Origin of the sequence: Janibacter sp. FSL W8-0316, assembly GCF_038004165.1 — a bacterium.
Lineage (GTDB): Bacteria > Actinomycetota > Actinomycetes > Actinomycetales > Dermatophilaceae > Janibacter > Janibacter indicus.
On sequence record NZ_JBBOQX010000001.1, the window covers coordinates 1,177,631 to 1,190,899 of the forward strand.

The window sequence follows — 13,269 nt, forward strand, 5'->3', positions numbered from 1 at the left end:
CCGGGTGGTGGCGTTCACCAGGCTGCTGGCCGGGTGGGCAGTGACCTGATAGGAGCCTGACTCGACCAGGGCCTCATCGCAGTCCTGTCCGCCCACTCCGGCCAGCTGAGCCATGGACAGCCCGCCCGGAAAGTGCGAGAGAGGATCCACAGCCCGATGCCCAGCATGCAGCTTCGGCGTGACGATGTCATCGTCGGCGTCGACACCCACAAGGACAACCACGTAGCGGTCGCGATCGACGGCTTTGGCGGCCGGCTCGGCGACATCGTCGTGCCCACCACCATCGCCGGGTTTGAGGAGCTCCTCGCCTTCTGTCTGGCCTTCGTCGGGTCGGCCGGTCGGCTGATCGGGTTCGGCGTCGAGGGCACCGGCTCCTACGGGGTCGGCTTGGCGCGCTACCTGCGCAACCACGGTCACGACGTCCACGAGATCGCCCGCCCAGCACGGGCCGCGGAACGTCGACTCGCAGGGAAGAACGACACCATCGATGCCGAGCACGCTGCACGCCAGCTACTGGCTGGGCACGGGCTGTCGACACCCAAGACCGCCGACGGCGCGGTCGAAACGATCAGGCTGGTCAAGATCGCCTACGACGGTGCCGTTCAAGCGCGGACAACCGCGATGATCACGCTCAAGGCGACCCTCGCGACCGGGAGCGAGGCGTTGCGGGCGGAGCTGGAGACGCTCACCGACCACAAGCTGATCCTCGCGTGCGCGGCGCTGGAGGGTCCGACTCCACTGCCGCCCGTGCGCCGTGGCGCACCTGCCGTTGTTGTGCCGGGCGACCCGGATGTGGCGATGCGACACGTGCTGTCCTCGATGGCGAAGCGTTGGCTGGCGCTGCACGAGGAGGCCAAGGCTCACGCCGCATCACTGAAGGCACTCACTGCGGCCGCTGCGCCCCAGCTCGTCGAGGCCGTCGGCGTCGGCTACGACACTGCGGCACAGATGCTGATCACCGCCGGCGACAACGCCAACCGGATCAAGTCCGAGGCAGCGTTTGCCAAGATGTGTGGCGCGTGCCCGATCCCGGCTGGATCCGGCAAGACCAACAGCCGGCACCGTCTGTACCGCGGCGGGAACCGGCAGGCCAACGCCGCGCTGTATCGCGTGGTCATCGTGCGCATGCGCTGGCATCAGCCGACGATCGACTACGTGGCCCGTCGCACCGCCGAGGGCATGTCGAAGCGGGAGATCATCCGGTGCCTGAAGCGGTACCTCGCTCGCGAGCTCTTCCGCCTGCTGCTGGCCCCGGACGCCATCGCCAAGCCCGTTAATGGAGAGCTCGAAATCGCGGCCTGATCGACTTGACGATCTATAGGAGCATCAACGCGTTGATGGAAACGATCAACGGCCTGTACAAGGCCGAGTGCATCCGCACCACAGTCTTCCACGACGGCCCCTACAAGAGCATCGCCGACGTCGAGTACGCCACCGCCGGCTGGGTCGACTGGTACAACGCCAGACGGCTGCACAGCTCGCTGGGCAACGTCCCGCCCATCGAGTACGAGCAAGCCCACTACGCTGCCCTCAACCCCGAGCCGCAGCCCGTATGAGAGCGGCAGAGAACCTGGGGCGCTTCAACTCGACTTCGGTCGCGGGGATTCTCAGATACCTGGGGTTGAGACAAGCCGGAGGCACCCAGGCGCACATAGGTCGCATGCTGAAGAAGCTCGAAGTGGACACGTCTCACTTCACGCAACGTGGTCGCCCTCCCACGAGACCTCCACTGACGGCGGCACAGATCCTCGTCCGGAAGCCTCGCGACGCAAACCGGACCAAGCCTGAGCAACTCCGACGTGCGCTCAACGAGATCGGTCGGCCATACGAGTGCGAGATGTGCGGGTGCGATGGAAACTGGCAAGGCCACGCCATCTCGTTGCATGTTTGTCAAGGGCCAGTGAGAACTGCCCAGTGGCGGACATGAAACCTGCCCGCTGACGGCCACGAGAACTGCCCGGTGGTGGCCATGGGATCTGCCCATGGGGGCTGCGGCCACCACCGACCAGGGTGCTCAGCTCAACGGGCTCACCCCTTGGCCAGCCAGTGCTTGGGTGAGGCGCACGGAGTCGCCGCTGGTCTGGCAGACGTGGGCGTGGTGCAGCAGCCTGTCGACGGTGGCGGTGGCCAGCGTCTTGGGCATGAGTTCGTCGAATCCGGACGGGTGCAGGTTCGAGCTGATCGCGACCGAGCGCTTCTCGTAGGCGGCGTCGACGAGCCGGTAGAGGCCCTCGGCGGCGTCGGCGGCAACCGGCAGCAGCCCGATGTCATCAACGATGACCAGGTCGGCGCGCAGGACGCGGGCGATCGCCTTCGACACCGTGTCGTCCGCGCGGTGTCGGCGCAGTAGGACGCCGAGGTCTTCCAGGGTGAACCAGGCGACTTTCAGACCGGTCTCGACGGCTTGTTGGCCGAGCGCCTCGAGCAGGAACGTCTTCCCGGTCCCCGACGGCCCACAGACGACAAGGTTCTCTCGTCGGTGGACCCATTCCAGGGTCCGCAGTGCCTGCTGGGTGGGCGCCGGGATCGAGGACGCGTCGGGCTGCCATGCGTCGAAGGTCTTCCCGGTCGGGAACCCCGCCGCTGCACGCCTCGTGGCGAGTGCGGAGCGTTCCCGGCCGGCGACCTCCTCTGCGAACAGCGCCTTGAGGACCTCGGCCGGTTCCCAGCGTTGGGCCTTCGCGGTCGCGACGACTTCCGGGGCGTGGCGGCGGATGTGCGGCAGCCGCAGCCTGCGCAGCAGGTCTTCCAGGTCGGCTGGCAGTGGCGGCGCGGTGGTCGTGGTCTTCATGCGATCACCTCGTCGGTGTCCGTAGCGGACTGCTGGCCGAGCCGTGCCCAGGCGCTGGTGCCCTGGGTCAGCGAGGAGTCCTCGCTGGCCCGGTGCTCACCGGCGCCGGGTTGGCGGGCGTGGTGGTCCAGGATCGAGGACAGGTCGGCCTCGGCGAACCGGCCATGGACCGCGGCATGGCCCAGTGCCCAGTCGACCTCGACGGGGTCGAACAGCTTGGCCAGGGCAAGTGCCTCGGCCATCTTGACCCGCATCCGCGGCGTGCCCGCGGCGGCGGCCTCGACCAGCCACAACCTCGCGCCCTCGCCCAGGTCGAGGAACTCCGACTCAGCAGCGTTCTTCGCCCGCGGCCGACGGTCCAGCGGTCCCTCGGGCTGGGGCGGGAAGTGCTCGTCGTTGATCTTCGGCGTGCCCGGGGTGGCCCGGGCGTGGCGGGCGACCTCGACCGGACCATCGGCGCCGACGTGGACGATCACGACCTGCTCGTCGACCCCGACTCCTTGGGTGCGGACCCACACCGTGGCGCCCAGTAGGGACTGGTCGTCGTGGACGTGGGGGACCGAGTACTGGCCGGACTCGAAGGTCACCATCGGGGTGTTGGTCGGCACCTGCCGGGTGGTGCCGAACGCGACCGTGTGCGGCACCGCGGGGACCGGGTGCAGCCGGGTGGCTTCCTCGGCGAGCATCTCGACCGGTGGCCGCTTGGTGAGCCGGTGCGGGCGGGTGTTGACCTTCTGACAGAACGCCTCGCAGGCGGCCTCGAGCTCAGCGAACGTCGCGTACTCGACGAGCAGGTTGGTGTCCTTGGGGACCAGGTCGGCCTTGCTGATCTTCACCGACGACTCGGTGCCGCCCTTGGACGCCGGATCCGCCGGGACACAGGTGTGCACGACCACCGAGTAGTGCTCGGCGAAGCTGACGAGCTGGGCGTTGCGGACCGGGATCCCGGCGATGTGCTCGACCGTGACGGTCTTCTCGTTGTCGGTCAACACGTAGGTCGGCACCCCACCCAGTCGCCGGAACGTCTGGTCCAGCGCGGCGAACACGCTCGGCATCGTCTTGTCGCGGATCGGGAGGACGACCCGGAACCGCGACCACGCCAGCCAGGCGACGAACAGCACGGTCTTCGCGCCGTCGACGACCGGACCGTCGCCGTAGTCGTACTGCAGCCACATCCCCGGCTCGGTGACCCACGGTCGGTGCACCCGCACATGGCCAGCCCGGTAGGACTGCTTCACGGTCGCGACCGCGCGGCGGGTGGTGCGCTCCGAGCCGGTGTAGCCCAACGCCACGAGCTTGTCGTGGGCCACGTCCGCGCGGACCTTGCCCTTCGAGCGTTCGACCCATTCCTCGACCTTGGGCAGGTACTCATCGATCACCTGCGGCCGCGTCGCGGCCCGGTCCAGCTCGCCGCCAGCGGCACGCCGCTCGACGTAGTGCTTGACCGTGTGGTGGGAGCAGCCGGCCAGCTCCCCGGCATCACGCAACGACCCTGTCAGGTCGTAGGCATCCAGAATTTTCATGATCTCCTCGGCAGACTTCAACTCATCCCTTCCTCGGGGCGATGGGGCGCTTCAGCACCGCTCATCGCACCCGAGGAAGGGGCCTCAACCACGCAGCACGGCGAGGCAGACGACGTCGTGTCGGGCAGATCCCATGACCGTCAGCGGGCAGTTCTCATGTCCGCCACCGGGTAGTTTCGTGGCCGTCTCCGGGCAGTTTCTCGTGGCCGCCGACACATGTTGATCACATCGACGGCGACATGACGAACAACGTGCCTGAGAACGTTCGCTACCTATGTCCGAACTGCCATTCCACAACCGAAACGTTCGCCGGCCGACAGACGGGTCGCTACACCAGCGCCTAGATGTACTGACCCGGGACGTTAGGTACGCGATGGGCGAGTCGGCGTGACATGAGGAAGACCTCCGGGTGAGGTGTGGAGCTGTCTAGGAACACACACGGCTCACCACGGAGGCCTTCATGACCCACGCTAATGCTTTGCTCACTCCACGCGGTCGGCTGCGGCTGGCCCGGTGCGTTGTCGATGATGGGTGGCCGCTTCGTCGCGCAGCGGACCGTTTCCAGGTTTCGGTCACCACGGCCAAGCGGTGGGCCGATCGGTACCGCGCGCACGGCCCGGCAGCGATGGGCGATCGGTCCAGTCGTCCACGCTCGTGCCCTCACCGCACCACGCGCCGTCAGGAGCGGCGCGTGGTCGGGATGCGTGTGTCGCGTCGCTGGGGGCCAGCACGGATCGCGTACCACCTGGGCTTGAACGTCTCTACGGTCCAGCGGATCTTGACCCGCTACGGGTGCTTGCGCCTGTCCTGGACCGAGAGCTTGTCAAGTTGTCTGTGTAAGTGACTGGGTCTCGGTGGGTTACAGGTAGGTGTTGATGCGGTCGGGATAGATCAGGGCGAGTTCGCCGAGGGCTGCTTTCCAGCCTTGGATGACGGAGCCTTCGACGAGCTTGCCGGGTGCCTTGCGGGGAGTGCCTCTGGGGGTGCCGGCTTCTTTGGCGCGCTCACGGGCTCGCTTGTCCTCGATGGTGCGGATGGCCAGCCACAGCAGCTTGATCGCGGCGGTGTCGCTGGGGAAGTGGCCGCGGTTCTTGATGATCTTGCGTAGCTGGTAGTTCAGCGACTCGATCGAGTTGGTCGTGTAGATGACCTTCCTCAAGGCGGGACCGAAGGCCAGGAATGGCGTGAACCGCTCCCACGCGTTCTCCCAGGAGGCCACGGCGGCGGGGTACTTCTTACCCAGGTTCGAGTCGGCGAACGTGGTCAGCGCCATCAACGCCGCGTCCTCGTTCGCGGCGGTATAGATCGGGCGCAGCATCGCCGCGACGGCCTTACGGTCGGTGTAGGACACGAACCGCATCGAGGCGCGGATCAGGTGGACCACGCACGTTTGGACCATCGCCTGGGTCCAGGTCGCCTCGATGGCCTCGGGGAAGCCGGTCAGCCCGTCGCAGCAGACGATCAGCACGTCCTTGACGCCGCGGTTGGCCAGTTCCGCGCACACCGACGCCCAGAACTTCGCGCCCTCGGCGGCTTGGACCCAGATGCCCAGGACGTGCTTGACGCCATCCATGTCCACGCCGACAGCGATGTGCGCGGCGCGGTTGCTCACGTGAGCGCCGTCGCGGATCTTCACCACCAGAGCGTCGAGGTAGATCACCGGGTAGAACGCCTCCAGCGGGCGGGTCTGCCAGGCGGTGACCTCCTCGGCGACGGCGTCGGTGACATTGCTGATCGTCTCGTGGGACAGCTCGGTGCCCAACGTCGCGGCCAGGTGGTGCTGGATGTCGCGGATCGTCATCCCGCCCGCGTACAGCGAGATGATCATGTCTTCCAGCCCACCCAAACGCCGAGCGCCCTTGGGCACCAACGCCGACGCGAACGTGGAGTTGCGATCCCGCGGCTGGTCCAGACCGATGTCACCGACCTCGGTGCCCAAATTCTTGGGGGTGCTGCCGTTGCGTGAGTTCCCCGAGCCGTGCCCTCCCGGGTCGCCCTTCTCGTAGCCCAGGTGGTCGGTCAGCTCAGCCTGCATCCCACGCTCGAGGACAGCCTTGATCATCTCGGGCAAGAAACCGCCCTCACCCGTCAGCGACAGGCCACGCTCATCCGTCGCGGCCATCAACTTGTCGAGCATCTCGTCATCGAACAGCTCACGACGCAACCGACGAGCCTCCGGCTCCTCACGCTGCGCGTCATCCTTCGGCTTGGTCATAGCCATAGTCAATCTCCTTCAGATAGGAGACCCCACTTACACAGACCATCTGACACGCCCTGGACCGACCCCGCGACCGGGGCCCCGGTCCGTGCGAAGCGACGGCAGATCGTGCGCTACGAACGCGAGGCGGCCGGGGATCTGATCCACGTCGACATCAAGAAGCTAGGACGCATCCCCGACGGCGGAGGACATCGCGTCCACGGCCGAGCGCAGGGCGGGCGCAACTCCAGCGCCCACCGGGAAGACGGCCGGCCACGCAAGGTCCACGGTCGCCCGAACCTGGGCTACGCGTTCTTGCACCACGCGGTCGATGACCACTCGCGCTACACCTACTCCGAGATCCTGACCGACGAGAAGAAGGAGACCGCGACAGCGTTCATGGCCCGCGCCCTGCAGCACTTCACCTCCATCGGCGTCGCCACCCAGCGCGTGATGACCGACAACGGGGCCTGCTACCGGTCGCAGATGTTCCGGGACCTGTTGGCCGAGCACGGGATCAAGCACAAGTGGACCCGCCCCTACCGGCCGCAAACCAACGGCAAAGTTGAGCGGTTCAACCGCACCCTGCAAGAGGAATGGGCCTACGCCCGCCCCTACGCCAGCGAGAGCGAACGCGTCGCGGCCTTCCCCGACTTCCTCCACACCTACAATCACGACCGCGGCCACACCGCACTCAAAGGCGCCTCACCCGCAGACCGCGTACCCAACCTGGCGGGTCAGTACACCTAGACTGCACGACCGAGCCGAAGTGGCGGAATTGGCAGACGCGCGGCACTTAGGATGCCGTGTCCACGGGCGTGCGGGTTCAAGTCCCGCCTTCGGCACAAGAATTTGAGCGGAGGACTGGACCGTGTCAGAGCAACCGGAGATCGTGTGCATCTGCGGTTCGATGCGGTTCGCAGATGACCTGCGTAGGGCCCACCGGGACCTGACCGTCTCGGGACTGATCGCCCTCATGCCCGCCGAGATAGACGGGGATGGGGCCTGACCCCGGTTCTTGGACACGCAGAATCCAGCACCTGGTGCTGGGGAAGCGAGATGATTCGAGAATCATGGCCAGGAAGAACTACTCCGAGGAGTTCCGTCGTCAGGCAGTCGACTTGTACGAGTCCACCCCGGGCGCCACGGTCCGCGGCATCGCCGAGGATCTCGGCATCGTGCGGGGCACGCTGCGGCACTGGCTCGAGGTCTACGGGGCCGGGAAGAAGACCGCTGCTGACGGGACGTTGACCTCCAGCCCGCTGCAGTCCAAGCCGTCGAAGAGTTCCTCGACGCCGGCTGATGAGACGTCGGAGCAGAAGATCGCCCGGCTCGAGGCTCGGGTCGACGAGCTCGAGGTCGAGACGACGAAGCTGACCACCGAGCGGGAGATTCTTCAGCGGGCGGCCAAGTATTTCGCCGGGGAGACGCGCTGGTGAGTCGCTTCCAGTTCGTCGCTGACAACTCCGCCACCTTCGCCGATCGCGGCGGGGTGAAGCGACTGTGCGAGCTCGTCGAGGTCGAGCGCTCGTCCTACTACGCCTGGCTCAAGGCTGCCCCGACACGCGAGGGGCGTGCCCGGGCTGATGCCGAGCTCGCGGAGCGGATCAGGGCCGTCCATGCCGAGGACAACACTTGCGGTGCGCCGCGGATCACCGCCGAACTCAACGACAACGCGCCTGCCGGTGCACGGGTGAATCACAAGCGCGTGGCCAGGGTGATGCGGCTGGAGGGCATCCGCGGCTATGTGAAGAAGCGTCGCGTGCGGACCACGATCCCCGAACCCTCGGGGCAGAAGTACCCAGACCTGCTGAACCGGGACTTCACCGCTCCTGCGCCGAACCGACGCTACGTCGGGGACATCACCTACCTGCCGTTGGCCGACGGGACGAACCTGTACCTAGCGACCGTGATCGACTGCTACAGCCGTCGGCTGGCCGGGTGGGCGATCGCCGACCACATGCGCACCGAGCTGGTCGAGGACGCTCTCAACGCCGCTGCCGCGACCCGCGGCAGCCTCAAGGGCGCGATCTTCCACAGCGACCACGGGTCGGTCTACTGCTCGAAGGCCTACGCCAAGCTCTGCAAGAAGCTCGGCATCGCCCAATCCATGGGAGCCGTCGGGTCGTCGGCCGACAACGCGCTCGCCGAGTCGTTCAACGCCACGATGAAGCGCGAGGTCCTCCAAGACGCCGCCTGCTGGAGTGACGACCTGACCTGCCGCCGGCAGGTCTTCAGGTGGCTCGTCCGCTACAACACCCGCCGCCGTCACACTTGGTGCGGCTACCTGTCCCCGTCCACCTACGAGGCCCGCCGGGCCGCTACGCTGCCGACCGCCGCGTAATCACACCCTGTGTCCAAGAACCGGGGGTAGGGCCCGAGGTCACGAGCGACCAGAAGGCCATGCTGGATGCACTCCACCTGCGGAAGATCGACCTTGCCGACAGGGTGCTCGTGGTCAACCCGGGCGGGTACATCGGTGAGTCCACTCGTTCAGAGATTGCCTACGCTCACGCCACCGACACGCCTGTCTCGTTCACCGACCCCCTCTGAATGGTCAGGTCCTTGCGTGGGCACGCTCCCAGATCGGCCCTCGGCCGCGCTTGAGGCAGGACGCGGGTCCGGGCAGGTTTCGAGGCTCGGCCGCGGGCGCCTCCTCAGGGAGCGAGCTGCTCGCGCAGCAGCGGGACCATGGCACGGAAGGCGCGGCCGCGGTGGCTGATCGCGTTCTTTTCCACGTCGGTGTACTGCGCCAGGGTGCGGGTGTCTCCGTCGGGGACGAAGATCGGGTCGTAACCAAACCCGTTGTCCCCCACCGGCTCCCGCACGACGACGCCGGGGACCTCCCCTTCGCTCGTCACGGTGGTGCCGCCGGGGATCGCGAGGACCGCCGCGCAACGGAAGGCCGCCCGACGGTGCTCGTCGGGCACGTCCGCGAGCTGGTCGAGCAGGAGCTGCAGATTGCGACGGTCCTTGTCGGCCCGCGACATGTCCGCACCCTCGTGCAGACCCGACCACCGCGCGGAGAAGATGCCGGGACTGCCACCGAGAACCTCGACGGCCAGGCCGGAGTCGTCCGCGAGCGCGGGCAACGAGGTGCGCATCGCGACGTGCTCGGCCTTGAGCCGCGCGTTGCCGGCGAAGGTCACTGAAGTCTCGGGGATCTCGCCGACCTCGGGGAAGGCGGCCATCGAGACGATCTCGACGCCCAACTCGGCCTCTCCGAGGATCTGCTGCAGCTCGTGGACCTTGTGCTCGTTGTGCGTCGCGAGGACGACCCGCTGGGTCACAGGACGCGCTCCCGCGGGGTCTCCGCGAGGGCTGCCTGCTGCGTCTCGGTCAGCGCCGCGCAGCCGGTGGTGGCCAGGTCGAGGAGGTCACCGAGCAGCGCGCGGTCGAAGGGAGCGCCCTCCGCCGTGCCCTGCACCTCGATGAACTCGCCCGTGCCGGTCATGACGACGTTCATGTCCGTCTCGGCCGTGGAGTCCTCGGGGTAGTCGAGGTCGCAGACTGCGCGGCCGTCGACGACGCCGACCGAGACCGCGGCGAGCGACCCGGTGATCGGCTTGGCCCCGGCAGCGATGAGGCCGCGGGCCCGGGCGTCCTCGACGGCGTCGACGAGCGCGACGTAGGCGCCGGTGATCGCGGCGGTGCGGGTGCCGCCGTCGGCCTGCAGGACGTCGCAGTCGAGGACGATCGTGTTTTCCCCCAGGGCCTTGGTGTCGATGACCGCGCGCAGGCTGCGGCCGATGAGCCGTGAGATCTCGTGGGTGCGACCGCCGACCTTGCCCTTGCGCGAGTCGCGCCCGCTGCGGGTGTTGGTCGAGCGCGGCAGCATCTCGTACTCGGCGGCGACCCAGCCGGTGCCCTGCCCCTTGAGCCAGCGCGGGACCCCCGCCTCGAAGCTCGCGGCGACGAGCACCCGTGTGCGGCCGAACTCGACGAGCACCGAGCCCTCGGCGTGGTCGAGCCAGTTGCGGGTGATGCGCACCTCGCGCAGCTGCTCGGGGGTGCGTCCGTCGTGCCGGGGGGTGGTGTCAGTCATGCGCTCAGGCTAACGATCCGCGACGGCCGTAGGCTCACCGCCGTGGAGAAGCACAGCGACATCACCCTGCCCGGTGGCGCGACGACGACCCTGCACGCCGCCGGGACCGACGCCACGTCGGCCCCCTTCGTCCTCGTCATGCCGGCCATGGGGGTGCCGGCGGGCTACTACGGCCCCTTCGTCGACGAGCTCGCGCAGCACGGCGTGGCCGCTGGCGTCGCCGACTACACGGGTCAGTCCGATTCCCGGCCGCACGTCGGCCGCGGACGCGACCTCGGCTACACCGACCTCGCCGACGGCTGGCTGCCGGCGGTCGTCGACGCGGTCCGCGAACACCACGAAGGCCCGGTCGTCGCGCTCGGGCACTCCCTCGGCGGCCACCTCCTCGCCGCCCACCTCGCCGGCCCGACGCCCGCGGTCGACGCCGCCGTGCTCATCGGGTCGGGGACGCCGCACTGGCGCGCGCAGCAAGGGCTCAAGACCCTCGCGCAGACGCAGTTCATCGGGCTGGTCTCGCGGCTGTGCGGGTACTGGCCCGGAGCCCGCCTCGGCTTCGGGGGAACGCAGGCGGTGACGCTCATGCGCGAGTGGGCGGCCTTTTCGCGCACCGGGCGCCTCGCTCCCGGCGGCCGCGACATCGCGCCGGGGCTGGCCGAGCGGAGCCTGCCGCTGCTCGTCGTCGACCTCGACAACGACACCCTCGCTCCCCCGGCCGCCGTGGACGAGCTCGTCGGACTCTTCGCGGGTGCCGACGTCGAGCGCTTCACCTTCACCAAGTCGGCGGGCGACCCGGGCAAGGCGGTCGACCACTACAGCTTCGCCCGCTCCCCCGAGATCATCGGCGAGCGGATCGCCGCCTGGGTCACCGGACGGGTCGGCGAGCGCGCCCGACCTTAGGCAGATGCGGTCCGGCGGGTGAGGTCCTGGGTGATCGTCTGCGCCTCAGGCCCCACCTCGACCCGCGTGGGCACGCCGAGGACGAGCGGCAGCTGCGGCTGCTGGTGCCCCACGTCGGCGTCGAGCACGACCGGCACGTCGAGGTCACCGAGGGCGTCACGCACCGCCTCGTGCTGCGTCAGCGTCGGTGCATCAGGTGCGGAGGTGCGCCCGACCACGACGCCGGCGCACCGGTCGAACCACCCTGCCAGCCGCAGCCCGTGCAGGCAGCGGGCGATCTCGAAGGCATCGCCCTCCGCGGCCTCGAGCAGGACCACGGGCGGCTGCTCCTGCACCTGCGCCCACGACCACACATCGCCGAAGGGAGTCCCCGCCAGCGGCGAGAGCACCTCGATGCACCCACCGACGAGCGGCCCGGTGAAGCTCGCGGACTCCCCCTCGAGCAGAGACCATCTGGTGGGCTCGATGAGGGTCATCTCGTCGACTCCCGGGTCGCCCTCGTAGTCGTCCCAGCCCGCGGCGCGGTGGTGGGTGGCGGCGGTCTGGGTGAGCTCACCGCCCTCGGACATGGCCACGTCGAGCCAGTGCCGCTGACCGGGAGCGGGCGCGTAGGGCGTGTCCATGAGGTTGCTGCCGTGCAGGGTCGCCCACCCGGCCCGCAGGGTGAGCGGCAGCATCGTCGTCGTCGTGTCGGAGAAGCCGACGTACCAGGTCGGGTCGCACTGCGCGAGCAGGTCGAGGTCGAGCAGCGGCAGCACGTCGATGCCCGTCTCGCCGCCCCACGGCGGGATCACGGCGTGCACGTCGGGGTCGACGAGCAGGGCCATGAGCTCGTCGGCGCGGGCCTCGCGCGAGGCACTCACGTGGGTGGGCGCGACGTCCCGCAGGCAGACCCCCTCGACGACCTCGAAGCCGCGTCGCCGCAGCCCGGCGATCGCCAGGTCGAGGCGGGGTTGGAGGGTCGGCGGGACCCCGGAGCTCGGTGCAGTGACCGCGATCGTGTCACCGGGGCGAAGGGGGGCGGGCAGGCGCGCGTCCATGGCCCCAGTCCACCAGTCGCGGCCCATCACGTCGAGCGGGTTAGATTGCGGCACATGACGCGACGAGCCATCTGCTTCGATCTCGACGGCACGCTCGTCGACTCCCTGCCGGACATCATCGGGAGCATCGCGGCCGCGATGGTCGAGCACGGGCTGCCCGACCCGGGCGACGCGCCCGTCCGCGCGCTCGTCGGCCTCCCCCTCCAGGACATGTTCACCGCCCTCGCCCCCGAGGGGGACGTCGCCGCCCTCGCGGCGTCGTACCGCCGGATCTACCCGGCCCGATTCACCCAGCGGTCCACTCCCTTCGTCGACACCGTCGAGGTGCTCGAGGCCCTCCGGGCCAAGGGTTATCTGCTCGCGGTGACGACGACCAAGCGCAGCGAGATGGCGCGCGACCTCGTCGCCGCGCTCGGGCTCGCCGACCACCTCGACCACGTGCAGGGCACCGACGGCTTCCCCGCCAAGCCGGCACCGGACGTCATCGAGCGAGCGCTGGCGGCACTCGACGCCGAGGGCACGTGGATGGTCGGCGACACGACCCACGACGTCCACGCGGGTGCGGCCGCCGGTCTTCAGACCTATGCCGTGTGCCGTCCCGAGGCCACCCACGACCGCGCCATGCTCGCCTCCGCGCACCCCGACCGGCTCGAGGAGTCGCTGCTGCCGCTGCTCGAGCTCGTCTGACCCGGGAGCGTGTGCACAACAGGTCGTCCGCGTGCACGAAAAGGCCAACGAACGCCGCGAGATGCGTCAGGACGACCTGTTGTGCACGC

At 68.8% G+C, this 13,269-nt stretch carries 12 protein-coding genes, 1 tRNA gene and 2 pseudogenes; 9 read left to right on the plus strand and 6 right to left on the minus strand.

Annotated elements, in window-relative coordinates; translation table 11 throughout:
• Positions 1-156: 156 nt before the first annotated feature.
• The gene (locus tag NYE39_RS05795) at positions 157-1,302 is read left to right on the plus strand and encodes an IS110 family transposase (protein WP_185220960.1); all 1,146 of its coding nucleotides are present in this window, start codon (positions 157-159) and stop codon (positions 1,300-1,302) included.
• A 26-nt stretch (positions 1,303-1,328) separates the two neighbouring features.
• Positions 1,329-1,556 (plus strand): annotated as a pseudogene (locus NYE39_RS05800) (integrase core domain-containing protein); the annotation flags it as partial.
• A gap of 458 nt (positions 1,557-2,014) precedes the next feature.
• On the opposite strand, the gene istB reads toward NYE39_RS05800, so the two are convergent.
• Both istB and istA read right to left on the minus strand, forming a co-directional pair.
• Positions 2,015-2,791 (minus strand): IS21-like element helper ATPase IstB, encoded by a 777-nt coding sequence (istB, locus tag NYE39_RS05805; protein ID WP_341011666.1) that lies wholly within the window; start codon positions 2,789-2,791, stop codon positions 2,015-2,017.
• Positions 2,788-4,335, minus strand: a complete 1,548-nt coding sequence (istA, locus tag NYE39_RS05810) for an IS21 family transposase (RefSeq protein WP_192911957.1) — start codon at positions 4,333-4,335, stop codon at positions 2,788-2,790. The genes istB and istA overlap by 4 nt, the downstream gene beginning before the upstream one ends.
• Positions 4,336-4,774: 439 nt before the next feature.
• Here istA and NYE39_RS05815 point away from each other — a divergent pair.
• Positions 4,775-5,131 (plus strand): annotated as a pseudogene (locus NYE39_RS05815) (helix-turn-helix domain-containing protein); the annotation flags it as partial.
• 42 nt (positions 5,132-5,173) lie between these two features.
• On the opposite strand, the gene NYE39_RS05820 reads toward NYE39_RS05815, so the two are convergent.
• Positions 5,174-6,529, minus strand: a complete 1,356-nt coding sequence (locus NYE39_RS05820) for an IS256 family transposase (RefSeq protein ID WP_445667061.1) — start codon at positions 6,527-6,529, stop codon at positions 5,174-5,176.
• Between NYE39_RS05820 and NYE39_RS05825 the strand changes: the two genes are divergently transcribed.
• From NYE39_RS05825 to NYE39_RS05840, 4 genes are all read left to right on the plus strand, one after another.
• A complete protein-coding gene (locus tag NYE39_RS05825) occupies positions 6,503-7,261 on the plus strand; it encodes an IS481 family transposase (protein ID WP_341013369.1) in 759 nt (252 codons plus the stop codon). The genes NYE39_RS05820 and NYE39_RS05825 overlap by 27 nt on opposite strands.
• Before the next feature lie 13 nt (positions 7,262-7,274).
• Positions 7,275-7,356: transfer RNA gene (locus tag NYE39_RS05830), tRNA-Leu, on the plus strand.
• Positions 7,357-7,584: 228 nt separating this feature from the next.
• Positions 7,585-8,855 (plus strand): IS3 family transposase gene (locus NYE39_RS05835; protein ID WP_341011664.1). Its coding sequence is split into 2 segments (ribosomal slippage): positions 7,585-7,930 and positions 7,930-8,855, totalling 1,272 coding nucleotides; the frame shifts between segments, so codons are not numbered across the junction.
• A gap of 59 nt (positions 8,856-8,914) precedes the next feature.
• Positions 8,915-9,064: a hypothetical protein gene (locus tag NYE39_RS05840; protein WP_341013455.1), complete on the plus strand. Its 150-nt coding sequence runs from the start codon at positions 8,915-8,917 to the stop codon at positions 9,062-9,064.
• A gap of 104 nt (positions 9,065-9,168) precedes the next feature.
• Here NYE39_RS05840 and rdgB read toward each other — a convergent pair whose 3' ends face one another.
• Together rdgB and rph are read right to left on the minus strand one after the other, a co-directional pair.
• Entirely contained in the window at positions 9,169-9,801 is a 633-nt protein-coding gene (gene rdgB / locus NYE39_RS05845; protein ID WP_341012104.1) for an RdgB/HAM1 family non-canonical purine NTP pyrophosphatase, read from the minus strand.
• Entirely contained in the window at positions 9,798-10,556 is a 759-nt protein-coding gene (gene rph, locus NYE39_RS05850; RefSeq protein ID WP_341012105.1) for a ribonuclease PH, read from the minus strand. The genes rdgB and rph overlap by 4 nt, the downstream gene beginning before the upstream one ends.
• A 42-nt stretch (positions 10,557-10,598) precedes the next feature.
• Here rph and NYE39_RS05855 point away from each other — a divergent pair, with 42 nt between their 5' ends.
• Positions 10,599-11,453 (plus strand): alpha/beta hydrolase family protein, encoded by an 855-nt coding sequence (locus NYE39_RS05855; protein WP_072625088.1) that lies wholly within the window; start codon positions 10,599-10,601, stop codon positions 11,451-11,453.
• On the opposite strand, the gene NYE39_RS05860 is transcribed toward NYE39_RS05855, so the two are convergent.
• Positions 11,450-12,493, minus strand: coding sequence for a S66 family peptidase (locus tag NYE39_RS05860; RefSeq protein ID WP_072625089.1), 1,044 nt, complete (start codon positions 12,491-12,493; stop codon positions 11,450-11,452). The two genes, NYE39_RS05855 and NYE39_RS05860, sit on opposite strands and share 4 nt — an antisense overlap.
• Positions 12,494-12,547: 54 nt before the next feature.
• Between NYE39_RS05860 and NYE39_RS05865 the strand changes: the two genes are divergently transcribed.
• Positions 12,548-13,180: an HAD family hydrolase gene (locus NYE39_RS05865; protein ID WP_341012106.1), complete on the plus strand. Its 633-nt coding sequence runs from the start codon at positions 12,548-12,550 to the stop codon at positions 13,178-13,180.
• Positions 13,181-13,269 lie beyond the last annotated feature (89 nt).

What these genes read in the sequence shown, in the direction of transcription:
- istB (WP_341011666.1), bottom strand. Translation starts at nt 2,791, where the DNA reads ATGAAGACCACGACCACCGCGCCGCCACTGCCAGCCGACCTGGAAGAC.
- NYE39_RS05840 (WP_341013455.1), top strand. Translation starts at nt 8,915, where the DNA reads ATGCTGGATGCACTCCACCTGCGGAAGATCGACCTTGCCGACAGGGTG.
- NYE39_RS05865 (WP_341012106.1), top strand. Translation starts at nt 12,548, where the DNA reads ATGACGCGACGAGCCATCTGCTTCGATCTCGACGGCACGCTCGTCGAC.
- NYE39_RS05860 (WP_072625089.1), bottom strand. Translation starts at nt 12,493, where the DNA reads ATGGACGCGCGCCTGCCCGCCCCCCTTCGCCCCGGTGACACGATCGCG.
- NYE39_RS05820 (WP_445667061.1), bottom strand. Translation starts at nt 6,529, where the DNA reads ATGACCAAGCCGAAGGATGACGCGCAGCGTGAGGAGCCGGAGGCTCGT.
- rph (WP_341012105.1), bottom strand. Translation starts at nt 10,556, where the DNA reads ATGACTGACACCACCCCCCGGCACGACGGACGCACCCCCGAGCAGCTG.
- NYE39_RS05795 (WP_185220960.1), top strand. Translation starts at nt 157, where the DNA reads ATGCCCAGCATGCAGCTTCGGCGTGACGATGTCATCGTCGGCGTCGAC.